22 protein-coding genes are annotated in these 23004 nt (G+C 72.0%); 18 read left to right on the top strand and 4 right to left on the bottom strand.

Features of this window, described 5'->3' with window-relative positions:
- The first annotated feature begins 20 nt into the window (after nucleotides 1-20).
- The 8 genes from NI17_RS16180 to truA all read left to right on the top strand — a co-directional run bounded on the left by NI17_RS16180 (nucleotide 21) and on the right by truA (nucleotide 4841).
- A complete protein-coding gene (locus NI17_RS16180) occupies nucleotides 21-452 on the top strand; it encodes a DUF1707 SHOCT-like domain-containing protein (RefSeq protein ID WP_068688325.1) in 432 nt (143 codons plus the stop codon).
- A gap of 256 nt (nucleotides 453-708) precedes the next feature.
- The gene (gene infA, locus NI17_RS16175) at nucleotides 709-930 is read left to right on the top strand and encodes a translation initiation factor IF-1 (protein ID WP_017593374.1); all 222 of its coding nucleotides are present in this window, start codon (nucleotides 709-711) and stop codon (nucleotides 928-930) included.
- 62 nt (nucleotides 931-992) lie between these two features.
- Nucleotides 993-1106, top strand: a complete 114-nt coding sequence (gene rpmJ / locus NI17_RS16170) for a 50S ribosomal protein L36 (protein WP_068688327.1) — start codon at nucleotides 993-995, stop codon at nucleotides 1104-1106.
- A gap of 203 nt (nucleotides 1107-1309) precedes the next feature.
- Entirely contained in the window at nucleotides 1310-1690 is a 381-nt protein-coding gene (gene rpsM, locus NI17_RS16165; protein WP_068688329.1) for a 30S ribosomal protein S13, read from the top strand.
- A gap of 69 nt (nucleotides 1691-1759) precedes the next feature.
- A complete protein-coding gene (gene rpsK / locus NI17_RS16160) occupies nucleotides 1760-2164 on the top strand; it encodes a 30S ribosomal protein S11 (RefSeq protein ID WP_119268191.1) in 405 nt (134 codons plus the stop codon).
- Between the two features lie 148 nt (nucleotides 2165-2312).
- Nucleotides 2313-3326, top strand: coding sequence for a DNA-directed RNA polymerase subunit alpha (locus NI17_RS16155; protein WP_068688331.1), 1014 nt, complete (start codon nucleotides 2313-2315; stop codon nucleotides 3324-3326).
- 65 nt (nucleotides 3327-3391) lie between these two features.
- Nucleotides 3392-3913: a 50S ribosomal protein L17 gene (gene rplQ / locus NI17_RS16150; RefSeq protein ID WP_068688333.1), complete on the top strand. Its 522-nt coding sequence runs from the start codon at nucleotides 3392-3394 to the stop codon at nucleotides 3911-3913.
- Between the two features lie 79 nt (nucleotides 3914-3992).
- The gene (gene truA / locus NI17_RS16145; protein ID WP_068688334.1) at nucleotides 3993-4841 is read left to right on the top strand and encodes a tRNA pseudouridine(38-40) synthase TruA; all 849 of its coding nucleotides are present in this window, start codon (nucleotides 3993-3995) and stop codon (nucleotides 4839-4841) included.
- A gap of 199 nt (nucleotides 4842-5040) precedes the next feature.
- Here the strand turns inward: truA and NI17_RS16140 are convergent, their stop codons facing one another.
- Entirely contained in the window at nucleotides 5041-5982 is a 942-nt protein-coding gene (locus NI17_RS16140) for a hypothetical protein (protein ID WP_234401667.1), read from the bottom strand.
- A 1621-nt stretch (nucleotides 5983-7603) separates the two neighbouring features.
- On the opposite strand from NI17_RS16140, the gene rplM reads away from it, so the two are divergent.
- The 3 genes from rplM (at nucleotide 7604) to glmM (ending at nucleotide 10155) form a co-directional block, all read left to right on the top strand.
- Complete coding sequence (rplM, locus tag NI17_RS16135) at nucleotides 7604-8053, top strand: 50S ribosomal protein L13 (RefSeq protein WP_068688336.1); 450 nt, start codon at nucleotides 7604-7606, stop codon at nucleotides 8051-8053.
- Between the two features lie 34 nt (nucleotides 8054-8087).
- A complete protein-coding gene (gene rpsI / locus NI17_RS16130) occupies nucleotides 8088-8597 on the top strand; it encodes a 30S ribosomal protein S9 (RefSeq protein ID WP_068688338.1) in 510 nt (169 codons plus the stop codon).
- 214 nt (nucleotides 8598-8811) lie between these two features.
- The gene (gene glmM / locus NI17_RS16125) at nucleotides 8812-10155 is read left to right on the top strand and encodes a phosphoglucosamine mutase (RefSeq protein WP_068688340.1); all 1344 of its coding nucleotides are present in this window, start codon (nucleotides 8812-8814) and stop codon (nucleotides 10153-10155) included.
- Between the two features lie 657 nt (nucleotides 10156-10812).
- Here the strand turns inward: glmM and glmS are convergent.
- Nucleotides 10813-12666, bottom strand: coding sequence for a glutamine--fructose-6-phosphate transaminase (isomerizing) (gene glmS / locus NI17_RS16120; RefSeq protein ID WP_068688342.1), 1854 nt, complete (start codon nucleotides 12664-12666; stop codon nucleotides 10813-10815).
- A gap of 202 nt (nucleotides 12667-12868) precedes the next feature.
- On the bottom strand, nucleotides 12869-13408 hold the full coding sequence (locus NI17_RS16115; RefSeq protein ID WP_068688344.1) for a hypothetical protein: 540 nt from the start codon (nucleotides 13406-13408) through the stop codon (nucleotides 12869-12871).
- 283 nt (nucleotides 13409-13691) lie between these two features.
- On the opposite strand from NI17_RS16115, the gene coaA reads away from it, so the two are divergent.
- Nucleotides 13692-14597, top strand: a complete 906-nt coding sequence (coaA, locus tag NI17_RS16110; protein ID WP_068688346.1) for a type I pantothenate kinase — start codon at nucleotides 13692-13694, stop codon at nucleotides 14595-14597.
- Nucleotides 14598-14602: 5 nt separating this feature from the next.
- On the opposite strand, the gene NI17_RS16105 is transcribed toward coaA, so the two are convergent.
- Complete coding sequence (locus tag NI17_RS16105) at nucleotides 14603-15100, bottom strand: DUF4913 domain-containing protein (RefSeq protein ID WP_068688348.1); 498 nt, start codon at nucleotides 15098-15100, stop codon at nucleotides 14603-14605.
- 211 nt (nucleotides 15101-15311) lie between these two features.
- On the opposite strand from NI17_RS16105, the gene NI17_RS16100 reads away from it, so the two are divergent.
- The 6 genes from NI17_RS16100 to tsaE all read left to right on the top strand — a co-directional run bounded on the left by NI17_RS16100 (nucleotide 15312) and on the right by tsaE (nucleotide 22993).
- The gene (locus tag NI17_RS16100) at nucleotides 15312-16784 is read left to right on the top strand and encodes an NAD(P)H-hydrate dehydratase (RefSeq protein WP_068688463.1); all 1473 of its coding nucleotides are present in this window, start codon (nucleotides 15312-15314) and stop codon (nucleotides 16782-16784) included.
- Between the two features lie 51 nt (nucleotides 16785-16835).
- The gene (locus tag NI17_RS16095) at nucleotides 16836-17318 is read left to right on the top strand and encodes an NUDIX domain-containing protein (RefSeq protein WP_199859933.1); all 483 of its coding nucleotides are present in this window, start codon (nucleotides 16836-16838) and stop codon (nucleotides 17316-17318) included.
- A gap of 103 nt (nucleotides 17319-17421) precedes the next feature.
- Nucleotides 17422-18432: an endonuclease/exonuclease/phosphatase family protein gene (locus NI17_RS16090; protein WP_243597526.1), complete on the top strand. Its 1011-nt coding sequence runs from the start codon at nucleotides 17422-17424 to the stop codon at nucleotides 18430-18432.
- Between the two features lie 416 nt (nucleotides 18433-18848).
- Nucleotides 18849-21062 carry a PrsW family intramembrane metalloprotease gene (locus NI17_RS16085; protein WP_243597525.1) on the top strand — a complete coding sequence of 738 codons (2214 nt, stop codon included), beginning with the start codon at nucleotides 18849-18851 and terminating at the stop codon, nucleotides 21060-21062.
- 215 nt (nucleotides 21063-21277) lie between these two features.
- Nucleotides 21278-22402: an alanine racemase gene (gene alr, locus NI17_RS16080; RefSeq protein ID WP_068688352.1), complete on the top strand. Its 1125-nt coding sequence runs from the start codon at nucleotides 21278-21280 to the stop codon at nucleotides 22400-22402.
- A 93-nt stretch (nucleotides 22403-22495) separates the two neighbouring features.
- Nucleotides 22496-22993, top strand: a complete 498-nt coding sequence (tsaE, locus tag NI17_RS16075; RefSeq protein WP_068688353.1) for a tRNA (adenosine(37)-N6)-threonylcarbamoyltransferase complex ATPase subunit type 1 TsaE — start codon at nucleotides 22496-22498, stop codon at nucleotides 22991-22993.
- The last annotated feature ends 11 nt before the right edge of the window (nucleotides 22994-23004 follow it).

The following is a 23004-nucleotide window of genomic DNA, read 5'->3' as shown; positions in this document are numbered from 1 at the left end:
GGACGGGAAAGGGCGGTGCGGTGTCTGGGTCCAGTCCCCACATCAGGGCCTCCGATGCGGATCGGGAGGGCGTCGCCGAGCGACTGCGGGAGCACTTCGCGCAGGGGCGCCTGGACGACGACGAACTCGCCGAGCGGATGGAAGCGGTCTACCGGGCGCGCACCCGTGGCGAGCTGGCCCTTCTCACCGAGGATCTTCCCGGCAGGGACCTGGCCGACCTGCCCGGACTGGTGGCGAGCGCCCTCCCGCGCACGCGCGGCGACGCGGGTCTTCCCGTACCGTTCGGCTACTGGCTGGTCGGGGGCGGAATGAACACGCTCCTCCTCGTTGTTGAGATGATCGTCTTCGTCGCTCTCGGCGCGGACCTTGCGTGGTACCTCGCGGCGGTCGGACTCTGGGCCGTGATCATGGGAGTCGTCGCCCTGGGGGTCCAGCGGACACGCCGGGGGTAGGCCGACTGCCGGGGCGCGCCCCGCGGGGCGGTCGGGGCGAAGACATCCGCGGAGCGGGTAGACTGGTTCTGCCCACACTCGGGTTGTTGGGTCAGGCTGCCTCCATTAGCGTCTGCGGTTCACGTGGCGTAAAATATTGCAGTTGACCTGAAATTTCAGCGATCAATTCTCATCACCGGGGCGCCGGATCACATTCGAAGCGATCCGCACCCGTAGTCCCCGTGTCCACGGGGCCGATTCCAGAAGCGTGGAGGATATGGCTAAGAAAGACGGCGCCATCGAGATTGAGGGCTCCGTTATCGAGTCCCTACCCAACGCTATGTTCCGAGTGGAGCTCGACAACGGGCACAAGGTGCTGGCCCACATCAGCGGCAAGATGCGGATGCACTACATCCGTATTCTTCCCGACGACCGAGTCGTTGTGGAGCTGAGCCCGTACGACCTCACCCGCGGGCGCATTGTTTACCGCTACAAGTAGCTTCTCCGCTCGCGTCCGCCGCTCCGCGGTCGGCGCAGGCGGACCCAGGACCCGGAGCGACCATGAAGGTTAAGCCGAGCGTCAAGAAGATCTGCGCGAAGTGCCGAGTGATCCGCCGTCACGGCAAGATCATGGTGATCTGCCAGGACCCGCGGCACAAGCAGCGCCAGGGCTGAGTCCCGCGCTTCTCGACGTCGAGAACTCCGTCGGTTGCGGCAGACGCCGTACCGGCGGCGCACTGTGAAGAATCCCGTTCCCATCCCGTCGGGCGTCTCAGCCCCGGGAGCACCCCCGGTCGGAGGCCGGGGCCTCGTCGTTGGGCGGCGAGAGGGAGGCGGGACGGGAAAGACCTCCGCCGAACAGCAAGGAGTACGCCCCGATGGCGCGCATCGCCGGCGTCGACCTCCCCCGCGAGAAGCGGGTGGAGGTCGCTCTCACATACGTCTACGGTATCGGTCGCACCCGCGCGGCCGAAACCCTCGCCAACACCGGTGTCAGCCCCGACACCCGCGTCTACCAGCTCTCCGAGGAGGAGCTGGTCAGGCTGCGCGAGTGGATCGACACCAACTACAAGGTCGAGGGTGACCTGCGCCGCGAGGTCGCGGCCGACATCCGCCGCAAGATCGAGATCGGCAGCTACCAGGGAATCCGGCACCGCCGCAACCTGCCGGTCCGCGGCCAGCGCACCCAGACCAACGCGCGGACCCGTAAGGGCAAGAAGAAGACCGTGGCCGGCAAGAAGAAGGCCGGTAAGAAGTAGTCCGTCCGGGCCCGACCCTTCACAGCCGGGTCCGCACCAGCAACGGATCGATGATCTTGGGAGTAGGGAATGCCGCCTAAGGGCCGTCAGGGCGCCGCGCGCAAGGTGCGTCGCAAAGAGAAGAAGAACGTCGTCCACGGACACGCGCACATCAAGAGCACCTTCAACAACACGATCGTGAGCATCACCGACCCCACCGGCGCGGTGATCTCGTGGGCCAGCTCCGGGCAGGTCGGATTCAAGGGCTCGCGCAAGTCCACCCCGTTCGCCGCGCAGATGGCCGCCGAGGCCGCCGCGCGCCGCGCCCAGGAGCACGGGGTGCGCAAGGTCGACGTCTTCGTCAAGGGTCCGGGCTCGGGCCGTGAGACCGCGATCCGCTCGCTTCAGGCGACCGGCCTCGAGGTCGGCTCGATCCAGGACGTCACGCCGGTTCCGCACAACGGCTGCCGTCCGCCGAAGCGCCGCCGGGTCTGACCCCGGTCGCGCCGACCGGCGCCGCCTCCGCCGCGCGATGCTTGGCGGAGGGGCGGGCCGGGCAGTCCACAGTTGTGGTCCCGCACACCGCGGGGCCGTCCAGTGGCCGTCATATAGCGGGCGGCCGTGGGAAAGGAAGTAACGGACCATGCTGATCGCTCAGCGTCCCACCCTGACCGAAGAGTCGATCTCCGAGTTCCGCTCCAAGTTCGTCATCGAACCCCTGGAGCCGGGCTTCGGGTACACCATCGGCAACTCACTGCGCCGTACCCTGCTGTCGTCCATCCCCGGTGCCGCTGTCACCAGCATCCGCATCGAGGGCGTCGAGCACGAGTTCACCACCGTGCCCGGCGTCAAGGAGGACGTCACCGAGATCATCCTGAACCTCAAGGGCCTCGTCGTGAGCTCCGAGCACGACGAACCGGTGCTGATGTACCTGCGCAAGCAGGGGCCCGGGGTGGTCACCGCCGCTGACATCGCGCCGCCCGCCGGGGTCGAGGTGCACAATCCCGACCTGCACATCGCGACCCTGAACGGCAAGGGCAAGCTGGAGATGGAGATGACGGTCGAGCGCGGCCGCGGCTACGTCTCCGCAGCCCAGAACAAGCAGCCGGGGCAGGAGATCGGTCGGATTCCGATCGACTCCATCTACTCCCCGGTGATGCGGGTCACCTACAAGGTCGAAGCGACCCGTGTCGAGCAGCGCACCGACTTCGACCGCCTCATCCTCGACGTCTGGACCAAGCCGGCCATCCGGCCCCGGGACGCCGTGGCGAGCGCGGGCAAGACCCTGGTGGAGCTGTTCGGGCTGGCCCGCGAACTCAACGTCGACGCCGAGGGCATCGACATGGGTCCCTCTCCCACGGACGCCGCGCTGGCCGCGGACCTGGCACTGCCGATCGAGGACCTCAACCTCACGGTTCGCTCCTACAACTGCCTCAAGCGCGAAGGCATCCACACGGTCGGCGAACTCGTCGCCCGCTCCGAGCAGGACCTCCTGGACATCCGGAACTTCGGCGCGAAGTCCATCGAGGAGGTCAAGCAGAAGCTGACCGACATGGGGCTCTCCCTGAAGGACTCCCCGCCCGGGTTCGACCCGGGGAGCGCGGCCGACTCCTACGGTGACGACGACCAGTCCTACGTCGAGACCGAGCAGTACTAGCCCACAGACCTTGGCCGATCCGGTCGCGAAACGACCGGATCGGCCGCGTACGAGGAGAACGACACATGCCCACGCCAACCAAGGGGCCTCGGCTGGGCGCCGGCCCGGCGCACGAGCGGCTCATGCTGGCGAACCTGGCGACCTCGCTGTTTCGGCACGGTCGCATCAAGACCACGGAGGCCAAGGCCAAGCGCCTGCGTCCGTACGCCGAGAAGCTGATCACCCTCGGCAAGCGCGGTGACCTGCACGCCCGTCGCCAGGTGCTGACCAAGATCAGCGACAAGTCCGTCGTGCACGAGCTGTTCACCGAGATCGGCCCGCGCTACGAGAACCGCAACGGCGGCTACACCCGGATCACCAAGATCGGTCCGCGCAAGGGCGACAACGCTCCCATGGCCGTGATCGAGCTCGTCGAGGCGCTGAGTGCGCCCGCCGCCACGACCCGCAGGAACGACCAGGCCGAGGAGGCCAGGGCCGAGCAGCCCGCGGCCGAGGCCGGCGACCAGCCCGCCGAGGGCGCCACCTCCGAGCAGACCGCCGAGGCCACCGAGACCTCGCAGGCCGAGGGCTCGGCCGAGGAGAAGTAGCTCGACGCCTTCCACAGATGGTTGAGTGCCCGGTCCCTGAGCAGGGACCGGGCACTCGTCGTAGACGGAGACAGCAGAAGTGACGGAAGAGACTCTGGTCCGGCTGCGGTTGGACATCTCCTACGACGGCACCGACTTCTCGGGCTGGGCCGAGCAGCCGGGCAGGCGCACCGTCCAGGGAGAACTCCAGGCGGCGCTGGCCCGGGTGCTGCGGCTTCGCGCGCCCCGGCTGACGGTGGCGGGCCGTACCGACGCGGGGGTGCACGCCCGAGGCCAGGTGGCCCACCTGGACGTTCCGGCAGCGGTGTGGGAGACCGAGGGGGAGCGGCTGCTGCGCCGCCTGGCGGGGGTGCTGCCCCCGGACGTCCGGGTGAACGCGGTGGGGCCGGCGCCTCCGGGCTTCGACGCGCGTTTCTCCCCGCTGTTCCGCCGTTACGTCTACCGGGTGAGCGACGCGCCCGGCGGAGTGGACCCGCTGCGCCGCCGCGACGTCCTGTGGCACCGCCGCCCGCTCGACGTGGCGCGGATGAACGAGGCCGCGGCCGCGCTGCTGGGCGAGCACGACTTCGCGGCCTACTGCCGCAGGCGTGAGGGGGCCTCCACTGTTCGTGAACTCCAGCGCGTGGCGTGGACGCGGGAGAGCGGGCACGTGTACGCGGGCACCGTCCAGGCCGACGCGTTCTGCCACAACATGGTGCGTGCGCTCGTGGGCGCGCTGCTCGCCGTCGGGGACGGTCGGCGCGATCCGGTATGGCCGTCCCGGGTGCTGCGTGCCGGGGTGCGCGACTCCGCCGTGCACGTGGTCGCCGCGCACGGTCTCACCCTGGAGGAGGTGCGCTATCCCCCGGACGAGGAGTTGGCGGCACGCGCCGCGGCCACCCGCAGGTTCCGCGTCCTGGAGCGCCCGGAGGAGCAGGCGGAGGAGTGAGGCCGGGGGCGCCCGGCCTCACCGGGCCTTCGACCCAGGCCCCGAGGGGGAACGTCGAGGGGCGGGTGTCTCCTTGCGCCGCTTCCCCCCGGGGTCGAGACCACAGGAGACCCGATTCGGGCCGGGGCCGCCCGGCAACTCCTCTCCCCCCGACTCCCCCGGTACCGGTAGCCCCTCGGGTCGGGGGTCCTGGGAATCCTCAGGCCGCCGCGCGCTGCCCCAGGGGGGCCAGGGCGACGTCGACGAAGTAGTCGCTGATCTCCGCCAGTTCCGGGTTCTCCTCCTGCGGGGTGCGGCCGTCGGCGTTGGCGGCGAGGGAGAAGACCACGTAGCGGCCCCAGACGGCGCTGGAGGCGTGGCCGCCCGCGATGTCCATCCGCTCGGCCCCGCTGCCCTCCTGTCCGGCCAGTCCGGCGAACCACCGGGTGGCCCCGGGGTCCTGCGCCTCGCCGGCGGCCTTCGCGCCGTCGGAGTCGGACATGGCGGCCACACCGACGGTGACGGCGCGGGTGCCGTCCTCGTTCACGTACGTCGCCCGCACCACCTGACGGCACTCGTTGTCGGTGAGCACCTGGGCGTAGTCGCCGTGCGCGGTGGTCGCGCACTTGTCGGTGTCGTCGGTCAGCAGGAGGGTGAAGGTCTCACCGTTCACCTCCAGGGTCTCCTGGGCGAACAGCTCTCCCGCCTTGAGCGCCTCGGGGTCGGCCGACTCGTCGGCGACCCTGGAGACGTCGTAGTCGCCGGCGGAGCTCGGAGCGGACTCCCCGCCCGTGGAGGCGAGGAGGAACGCGCCGCCTCCGCCGACCAGCAGCAGCGCGGCGAACCCGGCGCCGACGAGCAGGATCCGGGACCTGTCCCTGGACACGCCGCGGCGGCCCCGCCGACCGCGTTCGTAGGCGTCGTACTCGGACATGTCGATCTCGGCGGTGCTGTCCGGGGAGTCCTGCTGGGACGGGACCTCGTCGCGGAACATCGGCAGCCCGCCGAACATGTCGTCGTCCGGGGCCGCCTGGGTGGCCGCGGAGTCCTCACGCAGCGGCGGGATCGCCTGGGTGGCCGCGGAGTCCTCACGTAGCGGCGGGATCGCCTGGGTGGCCGCGTCGTCGCCGACCGGAGGCACGATCTGGGTCGCGTCCTCCATTCCGGAGCCGATTCCTCCGGGAGGAACCACCCTGCCCTGGATCGGCTGGTCCGCAGGTGGCACCGGGGCGGCGGGAGGCTGCTGTCCGGGTGGGTGGGGGTGTTGTGCGCCGCTGGGGGAGTTCCACGCGGTCGGGGGCTGCTGCGGTCCCGAGGGGGCCGGGTGGGTGGGGGGTTGCTGGGGGCCTGAGGGGGCGATGGCGCCGGGTGGGCCCGGAGGAGCGGCGGCGGGGGGTTGGGGGCCCGGGGCCGCGGGGGGAAGGGGGGCTCCGTGCGGCGGCTGTGGCCCGGGGCCGGGGTGGGGCGGGGGTGTGGTGCCGGGCACGGGTTGCTGCGGGCCCGACGGCGGCAGCGGCGGACGCGCGGCCGATCCGGGGAGACCGTGCTGGCCGTGGCGTCCGGGGAGGTGGGGTGGCCCTTGGTGGGGTGGGTGGGGGTGTTGTGCGCCGCTGGGGGAGTTCCACGCGGTCGGGGGCTGCTGCGGTCCCGAGGGGGCCGGGTGGGCGGGGGGTTGCTGGGGGCCTGAGGGGGCGATGGCGCCGGGTGGGCCCGGAGGAGCGGCGGCGGGGGGCTGGGGGCCCGGGGCCGCGGGGGGAAGGGGGGCTCCGTGCGGCGGCTGTGGCCCGAGGCCGGGGTGGGGCGGGGGTGTGGTGCCGGGCACGGGTTGCTGCGGGCCTGACGGCGGCAGCGGCGGACGCGCGGCCGACGGAGGCGGATCCAGCGGAGACCGGGGGCCCGACCGGAGGACGTCTCCGCCCTGGGCGGGGCCGGGGTGGGAAGCGGGGGGCGCTGACCGCGGAGCCTGCGCGGTCTCGTCCGGGCCCTGGTTCACGGGCGCGGGAGGATACGACGGACCGTAGGGGGCACGGCCGTCGGTGGGCTCGTTCGGATGCGGTGCGATGGGAGACTCCGGATGCTGTCCTGGGGCGGGGAACGGGGCCGGAGGCGGCCCGTCCCCACCGCGTGCTGCGTCACGAATTCCGTATTCTCGCCTGTACAGGATCGGTCGCAAAGCCGCGAACCGGACTAGGGGGGCGAAACGGTCCTGTCGGAGCGTCGCACGTTCAGGCGGACACACCGCCAGGGGGTCGGGAGGTGGGAGAGCGGTGACGGGGGGTTTTCGGCCACGCGCTATCCTCGTGTGTCGGAAGGCGGTGGCGACACTGCCGGCACCATCCTAGTCAGGTGCTTTCCGCAGTGGACCGTTCCACCGTCCGGTTCCCTGCGGTCAAGCCGCTGACCTCGAAAGACGCGCGGTGGTGTGATCGACCCGGAGGGTCGGGACCGGTGGCGGTGCAAAAGTACTCGTCGGTCAAGGCATAATGAGAGTGGAGTAATCGCGTACCGCGACACGAGCGCTGGCCGACCCATGGCATGAACAGGATGATCATGGGTCGCTTTGACCTGTGGCCCGTGCGCGGGTTATGATTCTCCGTTGTTGTGCGTTGAGTTGCCGTGGGTTCCCACCAGACCTCGTTGGGCGCCGATCACGCATCACCGTCTGCGCACTCAAACCTACCGAAGGGACTCCCGGGGCACCGGGCGCTTTTCGGGCCAGTAATACGAGTTTCCCGTCTCCGCAGGTGGAGACGGATACCGCCGACTGAGAAGGCAATACGATCGTGCGCACATTCAGCCCCAAGCCCAGCGATGTCCAGCGTCAGTGGCACGTCATCGACGCCTCCGATGTCGTGCTCGGCAGGCTGGCCAGCCACGTCGCCGTGCTGCTTCGCGGTAAGCACAAGCCGTACTACGCGCCTCACATCGACACCGGTGATTACGTGATCGTCGTGAACGCCGACAAGGTGGCGCTGACCGGCAAGAAGCTGGAGCAGAAGCGGGCCTACCGTCACTCCGGCTACCCCGGTGGTCTGCGTTCTGTCCCCTACAGCGACCTGATGGCCAAGAACCCGGCCCGCGCTGTGGAGAAGGCGGTCAAGGGCATGCTGCCGAAGAACTCTCTCGGCCGCCAGATGGCCAAGAAGCTCAAGGTGTACGCCGGGCCGGAGCACCCGCACCAGGCCCAGCAGCCGGTGCCGTTCGAGATCACCAAGATCGAGCAGCCCGCGTAGGCGTTCGCGAGACTAAGGAAGTACGAGGAGAACCGTGGTCGAGCCCACCGGCATCGAAGACGTTCAGGAATTCGACGAGAACTCCGAGGAGTTCCCGGCCGAGTACACAACCGAGAGCCCCGAGACGGTCGGCGAGACGTACATTCCGGCCGCTGCCGGGCCCGCCATGGGGACCGGACGGCGCAAGACCGCTGTCGCGCGCGTCCGTGTCGTTCCGGGCGGCGGCGAGTGGAAGATCAACGGCAAGCCGCTCGAGGTCTACTTCCCGGACAAGGTGCACCAGCAGCTCATCAAGGAGCCCCTGGTCGCGCTGGGCTTCGAGGACGCCTACGACGTCTTCGCCCGTCTGACCGGAGGCGGCACCAGCGGTCAGGCCGGCGCGCTCCGTCACGGCCTCGCCCGCGCGCTCGCCGCCATGGACCCCGAGCACAACCGTTCGACGCTGAAGAAGGCCGGCTACCTCACCCGCGACGCTCGCCAGGTCGAGCGCAAGAAGGCCGGTCTCAAGAAGGCCCGCAAGGCCCCGCAGTACTCCAAGCGGTAGGAGCCTTCCCGGCCGCGTCGTACGACGCGGCCACGACTGGACGTGTCCTCACCGGAGGAACAGGTCCCAGGCCCGCCAGTCACTCGTCGCACCGACGGTGGCCAGTGCGGGCCATAGTCGTTTTTGTCGACGATCCGCGCGGTCGGCCGCCGCATACTGGTTCTCATGGCGGTTCACCAGCGCCATCACTGGGACGAAACGGAGCGATTGGTTCGTGACACGGCTGTTTGGCACTGACGGAGTCCGCGGGCTCGCGGGACGCGACCTCACCGCTGGACTGGCACTGGAGCTCGCGATCGCGGCGGCCGAGGTACTGCCGGAGCGGAACACCACCGCCCGGAGACGCCCCCGCGCGGTGGTCGGGCGTGACCCGCGTGCCTCGGGAGAGTTCCTGGAAGCCGCGATGGTCGCGGGACTGGCCAGCGCGGGGGTGGACGTGGTCCGGCTCGGCGTGCTGCCCACCCCGGCCGTGGCCTTCCTGACGGGGGAGCTGGACGCGGACTTCGGCGTCATGCTCTCGGCCAGTCACAACCCGGCCCCGGACAACGGCATCAAGTTCTTCGCGCGGGGCGGCCACAAACTGCCCGACGAGACCGAGGACGAGATCGAGCGGCGGCTGGGCGACCCGGCGCCGGGCGCGACCGGCGCGGACGTGGGCCGGGTGACCGACACCCCCGACGGCGCCGAACGCTACATCAGGCACCTGGTGGACTCCCTGCCCCACCGGCTGGACGGTCTCAGGGTGGTCGTGGACTGCGCCAACGGCGCCGCGGTCGGAATCGCCCCCGAGGCGCTGCGCCGTGCGGGCGCCGAGGTCATCGCGGTCGGCAACAACCCCGACGGCCTCAACATCAACGACGGCTGCGGGTCCACGCACCTGGACGCGCTGCGCGCGGCGGTGCTGGAGCACGGCGCCGACGCGGGCATCGCGCACGACGGGGACGCGGACCGCTGCCTGGCGGTGGCCGCGGACGGCTCCGACATCGACGGCGACCAGATCATGGCCATCCTGGCGCTGGAGCTGCACGAGGCGGACGAACTCGCCGAGGACACCCTCGTGGTCACCGTCATGTCCAACCTGGGCCTCAAACTCGCCATGAAGGAGGCCGGGATCACCGTGGTCGAGACCCCGGTCGGGGACCGCTACGTCCTGGAGGCGATGCGGGCCGGGTCGTACTCACTCGGCGGCGAGCAGTCCGGACACGTCATCCTGCAGCGGCACGCCACCACCGGCGACGGCCTGCTGACCGGACTGCACCTGCTCTCCGCGGTGAACCGCAGGGGCGTGGCGCTCGCGGAGCTGGCCAAGGTCATGAACCGGCTGCCCCAGGTGCTGGTGAACGTGCGCGGCGTGGACAAGACGCGGGTCGCGACCTCGGCGCGGATCGCCGCGGAGGTCGCCGGGGCCGAGGCGGAACTCGGCGACAACGGGCGGGTGCTGCTGCGTCCCAGCGGCACCGAGCCGATGGTGCGGGTGATGGTCGAGGCCCCCTCCCACGACCGCGCCCAGGCCGTCGCGGAGCGCCTCGCCCAGGTGGTGCGGGCCGAACTCGGTTGACTCCCGGCGGAGCGACTGCTGGAGGAGGCGACCGGAGCCGCTCGTCTCAGCGCCACCGCGAGTCGTCGACTCGTTCGTCTCTCTCAATGAGGAGGCTGAGGCGTTCGAAGAGGCATTGCGTTGTCCCGCCAAGGTGAACGACCGCCTCGCCGAAGCTCTGCTCCGCCCCGGGAGGTTCGACCGGCCTGACCGGCCGAGGTCTGACGGTCTGGTTCTGTGGTGGGTGGAGGCTTCCTCCCGGAAGGCCGGAGGGAGCGGCCCCGGGCCGGCAGCGGGTGGGGGAGGCGCCCCGGCGCCGACTCCGCCCGCGCTTCCACAGGCGGATCCGTTGGCAAGCACATCGGCACCACGAGCCGGTGCCTGTCGGTGCGGGATGGTCCTTCACGCGCGGGGCGGGGTGCCTCGACCGCCCGCTGGCAGCCGGGGCATCCCACTCCGAAGGGTTCCGTGGAATGCCCCTGGCCGGGCTGGGCACAGCGGGTCCGCACTCCCGAGCAACCGGAGGGGCTCTGCGGTCCCCCATGCGGCCGGAGCGCCCCGCGTTCCGGTTGCGCGGCCGCACCCGGACACCGTCACCGGGATTCGGTGAGTACTCCGGGAGGCGGCGAAGGGGCTGGTTCTCCCGGAGAACCAGCCCCTTCGGCGTGGGCGGCGGCGCTACTCCACCGTCACGCTCTTGGCCAGGTTGCGCGGCTGGTCCACGTCGTTGCCCTTGGCCAGGGCCAGTTCGCAGGCGAACACCTGCAACGGGACGGTGGCCACGATCGGCTGGAGCAGGGTGGGCACCGAGGGGATCTCGATGAGCGCGTCGGAGTAGGGGCGCACGCTCTCGTCGCCCTCTTCGGCGATCACGATGGTGCGCGCGCCCCGGGCCCGGATCTCCTGGATGTTGGAGACGATCTTGTCGTGCAGCACGCCGCGGCCCTCCCTGGAGGGGACCACGACGACCACCGGCAGCCCCTCCTCGATGAGCGCGATGGGACCGTGCTTCAGCTCGCCCGCGGCGAACGCCTCCGCGTGCATGTAGGCGAGCTCCTTGAGCTTCAGAGCGCCCTCCATCGCCACCGGGTAGCCCACGTGCCGCCCCAGGAACAGCACGGTCTTCGCGTCGGCGAGGGAGCGGGCCAGCTCCCGGACCGGTTCCACGGTCTCCAGCACCCTGCCGACCTGCTCGGGCATCCGGGCCAGTTGCTCGATGATCGCGTTGATCTCGTCGCCGAACTTCAGCCCGCGCACCTGGGCCAGGTAGAGGCCCACGAGGTAGCAGGCCACCAGTTGGGTCAGGAAGGTCTTGGTGGCGGCCACGCCGACCTCGGGACCCGCGTGCGTGTAGAGCACGCCGTCGGACTCGCGGGGGATCGTGGAGCCGTTGACGTTGCAGATGGCCAGGACCCGGGAGTGCTGCTCACGGGCGTAACGCACCGCCATCAGGGTGTCCATGCTCTCGCCGGACTGGGAGATGGCGATGACCAGGGTCTGGCTGTCCAGGATCGGGTCGCGGTAGCGGAACTCGCTGGCGACCTCGACCTCGCACGGGATGCGGCACCAGTGCTCGATCGCGTACTTGGCGATCAGGCCCGCGTGGTAGGAGGTGCCGCAGGCGATGATGACGACCTTGGAGATCTGGCGGAGTTCGTGGGGGGCGAGCCGCATCTCGTCCAGGGTGAGGGTGCCGTCCACGCCGACGCGGCCCAGGAGGGTGTCGGCCACCGCGTACGGCTGCTCGACGATCTCCTTGAGCATGAAGTAGTCGTAGCCGCCCTTCTCGGCGGCGGAGGCGTCCCAGTCCACGTAGTACTCGCGCACGGGGGCGGGCGCGCCGTCGTAGTCGGTGATCGTGACCGAGTCGGGGCGCAGCTCGACCACCTGGTCCTGGCCGAGTTCGACGGCGTCGCGGGTGTGTGCGATGAACGCGGCGACGTCGCTGGCGAGGAAGTTCTCCCCCTTGCCGCGGCCGACCACGAGCGGGGAGTTGCGGCGCGCGGCCACCACGAGTTCGGGGTCGTCCACCGAGATCGCGACCAGGGTGAAGGCTCCCTCCAGGCGGCGGCAGACCGAACGCATCGCCGCGGCCAGGTCGCTGTCGCCGCGGTCCTTGAGCTCCTCGCTGAGCAGGTGGGCGGCGACCTCGGTGTCGGTCTCGGAGAGGAACTTGCAGCCGCGCTCCTCCAGCTCCAACCGCAACTGCGCGAAGTTCTCGATGATGCCGTTGTGGATGACCGCCACCCGGCTCGTGTTGTCGATGTGGGGGTGGGCGTTGCCGTCGGTGGGGGCGCCGTGTGTGGCCCAGCGGGTGTGGCCGATGCCGATGCCGTCCGCGGAGCGCGGATTGTTCTGCAGCGCGGACCGCAGGTTCGCCAGCTTGCCGGCCCGCTTCTCGGTTTGGAGCTTGCCGTCGCTGAGGACGGCGACTCCGGCGGAGTCGTATCCCCGGTACTCAAGCCTGGCCAGGCCATCAACGACGACTTCCAGCGCCGGTTTCGGCCCGACGTAGCCAACGATTCCACACATGAGCGTCAGAGTAACCAATAAAGGCGTCCGAGGAGAGTTGCCACGGGCTGGTCCAATCGTGATTTTCGCAGGTAACGGTATAGACCAGTGGTTCGTGCCCGGCATTCGACGCAGGTCGGGACCGGTGGGTTCTCTCAGGGTGAGCCTTCGGAAGCGTCCGGCTTCTCACACAAGAATTTTTGGCGGGACCCGTGTCGGCCCATCATCGCAACCAGGGAAGACGGCGCACAAGCGGACTCTGCCGCCACGCCCGGCCGGCTCCCCACAGCTCGCCGGCGTTGCTTACGGCCAGTCCGAAACCCAGCAGGATCAGCATCAGGTGGGTGTTGACGAGCAGGGTCGCGGAGTCGGGGAGCCGGACCAGCGCCGAGAGGCCCAGCACCACCGCGTTGCCGACCGCGGCGGTGCGCAGGGCGACGCCCAGGGTGAAGGCCGCGGCGAGCAGGAAGAGGACGACCATCAGGGACAGGTCGAGCACGGGGTGCCCGGCCAGGGGGTGGGCGAGGTCCGCGAGGGGACCGTCCAGGTTGGCCAGGGACCACCGGATCGGGCTGTTTCCGGTGAGCCAGGCGCGGTCGGCGGGGGCGTGCCAGCCCAGTCCGAACGTCAGGTCCAGGAACGTCCACAGGTAGCCCAGCCCCAGGTTGATCCGGGCCAGGGCCCACACGGTCGAGGAGGCGCTCCTCCGCTCGGGGGGAGGGTGGACCGAGGGACTTCGGGGACGGGTACGGGAGACGGACATGAGGGTTCCCACTCCTCCGGTTGCTCCAGGGGGGGGGCGAACGGACGGGCGAATGTCATTTGGGACCAACTATCCCCAAGTGTCGGGTAGTTCGCTTATGGGGTCTTTTTGCGTCTCATGGGGAAGGGCTTGGTGCCCGCTCCGTCAGGAGTCGGACGGGGAGCGTGACCTCGTGGAATCCGTGGGAAGGGAAGAGTCGGGCCGCGCGCCGGTTCCGAATCCCGTTCGTCTAGGGTGGGCAGACGTGTCTCATGCGACGAAGAACGGCTTCCTGACGCCGTACGTGGAACTCGACCGCCAGTCATGGGCAGAGTTGCGCGCGGCGACCCCGCTGTCGCTGACCGAAGCGGAGTTGGAGGTGCTCCGCGGTACCGCGGACCCCACCTCACTGGACGAGGTCCGCGACGTCTACCTGCCGCTGTCCCGGCTGCTCAACCTGTACGTCAAGGCGACCAGGCAACGCCACGCGGCGGTACGCGGCTTCCTCGGGGAGAGCGACCGCCCCACCCCCTTCGTCATCGGGGTGGCCGGGAGCGTGGCCGTCGGCAAGTCCACCACGGCCAGGCTGCTGCGGGCGCTGCTGGCGCAGTGGCCCGACCATCCCAACGTCGAGCTGGTCAGCACCGACAACTTCCTCTACCCCAACGCGGTGCTGCGGGAACGCGGGATCATGAACCGCAAGGGCTTCCCCGAGAGCTACGACCGGCGCGCGCTGCTGCGGTTCGTCTCGGAGATGAAGGCCGGCGCCGACAAGATGGAGATCCCCATCTACTCGCACCTGGCCTACGACATCCTGCCCGACCAGACGCAGACCGTGCACCGCCCCGACATCCTCATCGTCGAGGGCATCAACGTGCTCCAACCGCCACCGGCGGGACGGCTGGCGCTGGTCGACTTCTTCGACTTCTCCATCTACGTGGACGCCCGGGTGGAGCACATCCGGTCCTGGTACCTGGACCGGTTCCTGGAACTGCGCCGCACCGCGTTCGGGGACCCCCGCTCCTACTTCCACGACATGGCCACCTCCGTGCCCGAGACCGAGGCCCGGGAGTTCGCGATGAGCACGTGGCGCACCATCAACGAGATCAACCTCGTGGAGAACATCATCCCCACCCGGCCGCGCGCCACCCTGGTCCTGTACAAGGGGGAGGACCACCGGGTCCGCCGGGTCCGGCTGCGCAAGACCTGAGCCGCTCAGACGCCCCTGGGGTGGTGGCCGGTGGGCCCCAGGCAGTCGGCGAAGGGACCGTCGGACGCGAACAGCCGGTCCAGGGCGGGATCCAGGTGGTCGCGGTGCCAGACGCCCGGCCCGGACGGCCCGGAGACGGCGGTGTCGGTCAGCTCCAGGTAGGCCAGGCGCACCGCGTGCAGCCGCCCCACCGCCTCGTGGTGCTCCCACCAGGAGGGGCACCAGCGGGTCGCCGGACCCGCGTAGACCGGCATCAGGAAGTCGTTCACCCAGGAGACGAGGGCGGCGAGTTCCCCCCGGTACTCCTCGCGGGACAGGTTGAAGATGAACTGCGACGTGGAGGAGCGCTCCTGCTGCTTCGGCGGAGCCGCGGTCGCGATCTCGGTGAGCTGGGTCTGCAGCCGGATGACGTCCGCGCCGAGCTTGTGCATGGCGTTCTGCAGGAGGGAGACGCGGTCGGTCAAGCCGGATTCGGTGGTGACACGGTCGTCGGTGTAGGTCATGGAAGTGTCCGTGCTGCTGCTCGATGAATGACGACTGATCTTCGCGGTGGAAAAAGTAAACCAGGAGACAACGGTGGCACATGTACGCGGATGGGGTAGCCGGGTGGGGCCGCCACGGCGCGTCCCCATGATGGGGCCGCCCCATCATGATCGCACCGGGAGGCGGGCATAACGTGCGGCGTACCCGAGAACCGACCGGATGGGGGAGAGCATGCGCACCGCACACACCGTGGAAACCGTCCGCGCGGCCGAGAACGCGCTCATGGCGCGGCTTCCGGACGGCGCCCTGATGCGGCGGGCGGCCGCCGGGCTGGCCGCGGTCTGCGTGCGCATCCTGCCCCGGGTGTACGGGGCGCGGGTGGTGCTGCTGGTCGGCAGCGGAGACAACGGCGGGGACGCGCTCTTCGCGGGGGCCGAACTGGCCCGGCGGGGGGCCTCGGTGGCCGCGGTCGCGGCGGGTGGGTCCGCCCACCGGCGCGGGCTGGCCGCGCTGCGCGCCGCCGGCGGTCGGAGCGCTTCGGTGGAGGAGGCCGAGGCGCTCGTCGCCGCCGCCGACCTCGTCGTGGACGGACTCGTGGGGATCGGCGCGCGGGGCGCCCTGCGCGAGCCGTACGCCCACCTGGCCGCGCTGACCGAGTCGACCTACGCCGCCGTGGTCGCGGTGGACCTGCCCAGCGGGATCGACGCCGACACCGGCGCGGTCCCCGGGGCCAGCGTGCGCGCCGACGTCACCGTCACCTTCGGGACCCACAAGCCGGGACTGTTCGTCGACCCCGGAGCGGAGCGCGCCGGGGTGGTCGAGTTCGTGGACATCGGGCTGGCGGGGGAGCTGCCCGAGCCGCGCGTGGTCGCCCCGCAGGCCGCCGACGTCGCCGCACTGCTGCCGCGCTCCGAGGCGGAGACCGACAAGTACCGCCGGGGCGTGCTCGGACTGGCCGCGGGCAGCGACCGCTACCGCGGGGCCGCGGTGCTCGCCGCGGGGGGCGCGCTGCGCACCGGCGTGGGCATGCTGCGCTACACGGGGCAGCAGGGCGTGGCACGCGAGGTGGTGAGCCGCTGGCCGGAGGCGGTGGTGTCGGTCCTGGACCCCATGGACCCGGTCGCCAGCCTGCCGAAGCGGGTGGCGGCATGGGTGATCGGTCCGGGACGGGGACTGCATCCGACGGCCGCGGCGGAGTTGGCGGCGGTGCTGGACACCGACGTGCCGGTGCTGGTGGACGCCGACGCCACCACCCTGCTGGCGCGTTCCCCGGAGCTGGTGCGCGGACGCGGCGCCCCCACGCTGCTCACCCCGCACGCCGGGGAGCTGGCCCGGCTGCTGCCGGGGGCCGAACGCGCCGACATCGAGGCGAACCGGCTGGACCACGTGGTCCGCGCCGCCGAGGAGTACGGCTGCACCGTGCTGCTGAAGGGCTCCACGACACTCGTCGCCGAACCGGGGGCGCCGGTGGCGGCCAACCCGACGGGCACGCCGCTGCTGGCCACCGCGGGAAGCGGGGACGTGCTGGCGGGCATGATCGGGGCGCTGCTGGCGACCGGACTGGCCCCGTGGGAGGCCGCCACGTGCGGCGCCTACCTGCACGGCCTGGCCGCCCGCACCGCCCACGACGGCGCGCCCGTCAGCGCCTCCGACCTGTTCGACGCGATCCCGGGAGCGCTCGCGGCGGTCGACGGAGGACTGTGACACCGGGGGCGCGGACGCGGAGCGCGGCCCCGTGCTGCCAGGATCACCCTTATGGAGATCGCGGAGGGAATCGAGATACCGGAGACCGACGACGGGCGCCGCTGGGTGGTCGGAGCCGTGGTCGTCGACGCGGAGGGGCGCGCCTTCGTCCAGCGGCGCTCGCCGGACCGCGCGCTCTTCCCCAACGCCTGGGACATCGTCGGCGGACACGTCGAGGCCGGGGAGGGCGTCGTCGAGGCGTTGGAGCGGGAGGTCCGCGAGGAGACCGGCTGGCGGCTCACCGGCGTCCTCGCCGAACTGTGCCGCCTCGCCTGGACCCCCGACGACGGGGTCGAACGGTTCGAGGTGGACTACCTGGTGCGGGTCGAGGGCGACCTCGGCGCGCCCGTGCTGGAACCGGACAGGCACACCGGGTTCGCCTGGGTCGACGAGTCCCGCCTGGACATGCTGACCACCCCGGAGGACCCCGGGCACACCTTCGTCGCCGACGTCGTCGGACTCGGCCTGCGGCGCGCCCGCGAACTGCGGAGCTGAGGCACGGGGTCACGGAGCGCGAACCCCGCGCGTCCCGGACGCATCCCATCCCTCGGGCCGTCACGTGCGGCGCCGAGCGCGGAGTGCGACGAGGGGAGAGCCCGTGGACCGCAGCGCCAACGCCACCCCGCCGACGGAGAGGCGGCCGAAGAGCGGCGGGGGCCGCCGGTGGCGGCTGCCGGGCGCGCTCGCGTGGCTGCTCCTGCTGCCCTGGGCGCTGTGGGCGCTCGTCCGCGGACTCGGCCTGGACGGAGGGTACCCCCTGGCCATGGTCGTGGCCCTCACCCCGTACGCGGCGGCCACGGCGGTGCTGCCGCTGGCGGCGGCCCTCCTGACGCGGTGTTGGCAGCCTGTGGCGGCCGCCGTGGCGGTCGCCGTCGCGTTCGCGGCCTTCCTCCTGCCGCGCGCCCTCACCGACGCCCCGCCCGCCCCCGCCCCCGACGGGCCGACCCTGCGGGTGCTCACCCTGAACATGGCGCTGGGCCGGGCGGACGCGCGCACCGTCGTCGAACTGGTCCGGACCACCGGCGCCGACCTGCTCAGCGTCCAGGAGCTCACCCCCGACGCGGCGCGCGCCCTGGCCGAGGCGGGACTCGACGAGCCGCTGCCGCACGCGGTGGTCGACGCCCTGCCCGGAGCCTCCGGCGGCGGCCTGTACTCCCGGTACCCGCTCACCGCGCTGCCCGGGCCGACCCGGTACGAGCCCGCGATGCCGTGGGCGGGCGTCGAGATCCCCGGAGCACCCGCCGTGGAAGTCGTCTCCGTCCACCCGTTCCCGCCCCTGGGGGCGGCCCCGGCCCGGGAGTGGACCGCCTACCTGGAGGACCTGCCGCGGGCCGAGCCCGCCGGGACGGTCCGCATCCTGGCCGGGGACTTCAACGCCACCCACGACCACTCCGCCTTCCGGGACCTGCTCGCCTCCGGTTACACCGACGCGGCCGCCGCCGTCGGCAACGGCCTCACGACCACCTGGCCGGCACGGGGCAGCCCCGGTCTGGTCCTCGACCACGTCCTGGTGGACACGCGCGTCCGGACCGCGCGGACCGGCGTCCACCCCGTCCCCGGCAGCGACCACCTCGCCGTGCTGGCCGACCTCGTCCTCCCCGGAGACTGACTTCCCGGCATCGGTTCCCAGGCGCCCCCGGCGCCGACCCACCCGCGCCCCCGCAGCCGGACCACCCGGAAGAACACCGGACACCACACCCCGACACCCCGGTACGGACCACCCCGGAAAGCGCGGGAAGGCGGAGACGCGGGCGGACGCGGCGCCGGGACGCCCCGACCGCCCGCCGCCACCCCGTGCCTCCCCACCCGGAACACCGCATCCCCTCCCCGGCCTCCCGGCATCGGACTGATGTCCGGTGCGTTCGGCGATTCCGGAAACAGCGGCGCGCGTGCCGTTCGCGGGGTGGGACAGAACCGCCGGACGTCTTGAAAAAGGGTGGATTCGTCGCGATAACGTAGGCACTTCGCCGGACCGCTCCGGCGCGACGTGTTGTGCCACCACACCGGACACGGGAAAACGAGGCCATGGACCAGCAGGCCATGCTCACGCGCGATCTGGTACTGCGGATCTGCGCCACCGCCACCGAGTTCGACCGGGGCTGGATCGAACTCGACCGCAAGGTGGTGGCGCCGTTCACCGCATCGCGCGACACCTCCCTGATCGAGCGGATCACCGCCGCGGCCGCCGCGGTGGGCGTGGAGCACCTGCTGATCTGCCGCACCAGGTCCGAACACGCCTACGATCCGGTGACCCAGGTACGGGCGGCCACCCAGTCCCTGGTCGGGGTCATCCGGAGCTGGGGCGACGAACCCACCGACTTCCTGGTCTGCCTGGAGGACCTCTCCGCCGCGGTCCTGGTCACCGCCGACGAGCTCACCGTGGCGGCCGGACCCGCCGACTACGTGCGCGCACTCGTCGGAGCCGACATCGGCCGGGCGCGTGCCGAGTTCGCCGAGACCGCGCGGACCACCCGCGACCCCGAACTGCTGGACGCCGCCGTCCGCTACGGCTGCCTGGAGCAGGGCGGCCGACACGCGCGCACCTCCCGTCCCCGCCGCGACCCGGCCGAGCGCCTCCTCGGCTGGGCCGAGGCGGTCCGCGAACGGACGCCCCGGATCGCCGCCCTGTCGCGCGCGCTGCGCGGCGTGTGGGGGTGGGCGATGACGGTTGTGCTCGTCCTCGCCCTGCTGTTCGTCCCCGGAACCTCCGGTGTGCTCCCCGCCACCCTGCTGACGGTGTGGTTGCTCGTCCAGCTCGCCTGGCTGGCCCGGTCGCGGACCCTCAGCTTCGCCGCGCTGCTGCGCCTGGCCGTCCTCGGCGCGCTGACCACCTGGCCGGTGCTGCTCGTGGAGGTGAGCGTGGCCGCGGCCGTGGGGCTCGACCCCGCCGACCCGCTCGCCTACGCCTACCTCGCGGTTCCCGTCGAGGAGATCGCCAAGTTCACTCCGCTTCTGCTGTTCTGGCTGGTGGCGCGGCACCGACTGCGGCGCTTCGCCGCCGTGGACTACCTGCTGGCCGCGGCGGCCTGCGGCGCGGGCTTCCAGCTCGCGGAGACGCTCGCGCGCACCCTGCTGTTCGGCGGGCTCCCCGACCCGCTGCTGCCGCAGGGCGGGCTGCTCACCCCGCTTCCCGGCTGGGTGGACCTGCCGGGCACGGGCATCCGCTTCTCCGGGCACGCCGTCACCACCGGTCTGGTCGGCGCCGCACTCGGCCTGGCCGTCGTGGGGCGCGGCCTGTACGGGGCCAGACTGTGGCTGCTGCCGCCGCTCGCCCTCGGCGCGGCCGCGCTGGAGCACCTCAACCACAACGCGGTACTGGCGGGCCTGGAACCCACCGCGCTCACCTCGGCGGTCTTCGCGCTCTACGGCAACGGGGCGGCGACCCGCTGGCTGCTGCTGGTCCTGCTGGTCTGCGCGGTACTGCTGGACCACCGGATGCTCGGGTTCGCCGCGGAGAGCGCGCCGCCCCCGCCGGGAACGGCCCCGCTGCGGCGGCTCACCGCCAGGGCCCACGGCCGCGCGGTGTGGCGACGCTCCCACCTGCCCGGGGACATCGCTCCCCTCTTCCGCAGGGCCGCCCTGGTCTGGGCGCGGTTCCCGGTGACTCTCACCCAGGCGGCGGCGTCCGTCCTGCACGAGTTCGCGGTGCAGCTCGCCGCGGCCAGCCGGGGACCGGTGGCGCTCTGCGCGGCCTGGCGGTTCCTGCGTCGCCGCCGCGAGCACGCCATGGGCGCGGCCCGTGCCGCGGGGCGGCCGTGGCGGCGCGTGCCCGACCGCGCGGAACTGGGCGAGGAAGCGCGCGACCTGGCGGAGCGGCTCGGCCTGGCCGCCTCCGCGGCCCTGGCGACGGCGGCGGTCGCGGCGGCCGTGGTGGCCGCGCCGCTCGACGCGCCGAGCACCGGACCGGGTGGGGCCTACGCGGTCGCCACCGCCACGGCCCTGGGCGACTGGTTCGCCACCCTCGCCACCGCCGACGCCCGCTGGGCGCTGGCCGGAGCGCTGGCCCTGGCGTCGCTGCTGGTGAGCGGCTGGACGGTGCCCCGTGACCATCCGAGCCTGCGCCACTTCCTGCGCACCCCCAGGGCCACCGTCAGCGCGATCCTGGGCGTGGCCGCCCCCGGCCAGCTCCCCGCCGCCGCGGCGGGCCTGCTCGGGCTGCTGCTGCCGAAGAGCACCAGCCGCCTCCTGGAAGACCCCGCCGCCTCCGGGGCCGGGGTTCCGCCAGTGCCGGGAGGCTGAGGGAGGGGTCCCCGGCCCGAGGGGGCTCGGGGCCTCGGCCCTCGGGGAGAACGGTACGGGCAGACACCCGGAAGGCCCCGGACGCTGCCCAGCCTTCCCGGAAGGGGAGGTCCCGGGCCCTCCCGGGGCAGGGCTTCCTCGCCCCTCCCCCCGGGGCCGGGACGTCCCGCAGGTCACAGCGCCGTATCATCCGGTTTCGTGCCAGACTTGCAGGCATGCCACCTTTCGCCGAAGCCAGGGTCGACCTGGACGCCATCAGCGGCAACATCGCCCTGCTCGCCGAGCGGGCCGAGGGCGCGCTGGTCATGGGCGTGGTCAAAGCCGACGGCTACGGGCACGGAATGGTCCCCGCCGCGCGGGCCGCGCTCGCCGGAGGAGCGACCTGGCTGGGCACCGCGTTCATCGCCGAGGCGCTGCGGCTGCGCGCCGCCGGGATCGACGCGCCCGTCCTGGCGTGGCTCGTCCCCCCGGGTGAACCGCTCACCGAGGCGATCGAAGCCGGAATCGACATCGGCGTCGGCTCCTCCTGGGTCGTCGACGAGGTCGTCGACGCGGCCCGGCGCAGCGGACGCGTCGCCCGCGTCCAGCTCAAGGCCGACACTGGACTGAACCGGGGCGGCATCGGCCCCGCCGACTGGCCGGACGCGGTCGCCGCCCTCGCGCGCGCCGAGGCCGAGGGGGTGGCCACCGTCACCGGGGTGTTCTCCCACTTCGCCTGCGCCGACGAGCCCGAACACCCCGCCACCACCGCGCAACTGGAGGCCTTCCACGAGGCGCTGGCCGTCGCCGACAAGGCCGGACTGCGCCCCGAGATCCGGCACATCGCCAACTCCGCGGCCGTCCTGACCCGGCCCGACGCCCGGTTCGACCTGGTGCGCCCCGGCATCGCCTCCTACGGGCTGTCGCCGATCCCCGACCTCGCCGTTCCGGGCCTGCGCCCCGCCATGACCCTGAGCGCCGCGCTCGTCGGCCGCAAGCGGGCCGTCGCCGGAAGCGGCGTCTCCTACGGGTACCGCTACGTCACCGACCGCGAGACCAACCTGGTGCTCGTCCCCCTCGGCTACGGCGACGGCGTGCCCCGCGCGGCCACCAACCGGGGCCCCGTGCTCGTGGCCGGTCGCCGCCGCACCATCGCGGGAACCGTGTGCATGGACCAGTTCGTCGTGGACATCGGCGAGGACACGGTCCGCCCCGGCGACCGCGCGATCCTGTTCGGCCCCGGAGACGACGGCGAACCCACCGCCCAGGACTGGGCCGACGTCCTGGACACCATCTCCTACGAGATCGTCACCCGCATCGGGCGGCGCGTGCCGCGCACCTACACCGGCGCGGTGCGCTGACCGTCCGGCGCGCTCCGCGCAGTGCCTACCCTGGTGGTGTACGGCGACCACACCCCCCGTCTCCTTCCGCCGACCACCGTGAGCCGAACGGACATGACCGACACCGCCTTGACCGACACGACAACCGTCACCGTCGCCACCGACACCGCGATGCGCGCACTGGGCAGCGCGGTCGCGGCCGAGACGCGCGCCGGAGACCTGCTCATCCTCTCCGGGCCGCTGGGCGCGGGCAAGACCACCTTCACCCAGGGACTCGGTGAGGGGCTCGGGGTGCGCGGCCCCGTCACCTCGCCGACCTTCGCGATCGCCCGCACCCACCCCAACCTCGGCGGCGGCCCCGACCTGGTGCACGTCGACGCCTACCGGCTCGGCGGCCCCGACGAACTCGACGACCTCGACCTCGACCTGGGCATGGAGGAGGCGGTGACCGTCGTCGAGTGGGGCGAGGGGATGGCCGAGTGGCTCAGCGACGACCGCCTGGAGATCGCCATCGATCGGCACGCCGACGACACCCGGACGGTGCGGATCCGCCGCGTCGGAGCCCGCTGGAGCACAGCGCTGGCCGCCCTCTCCGCCGACGAACTCGAATAGGCTGGTCGACC

The organism is Thermobifida halotolerans, from assembly GCF_003574835.2.
Classification (GTDB): domain Bacteria; phylum Actinomycetota; class Actinomycetes; order Streptosporangiales; family Streptosporangiaceae; genus Thermobifida; species Thermobifida halotolerans.
The sequence above is the reverse complement of the archived record's forward strand: the minus strand, read 5'-3'. Positions and strand labels throughout refer to the sequence as shown.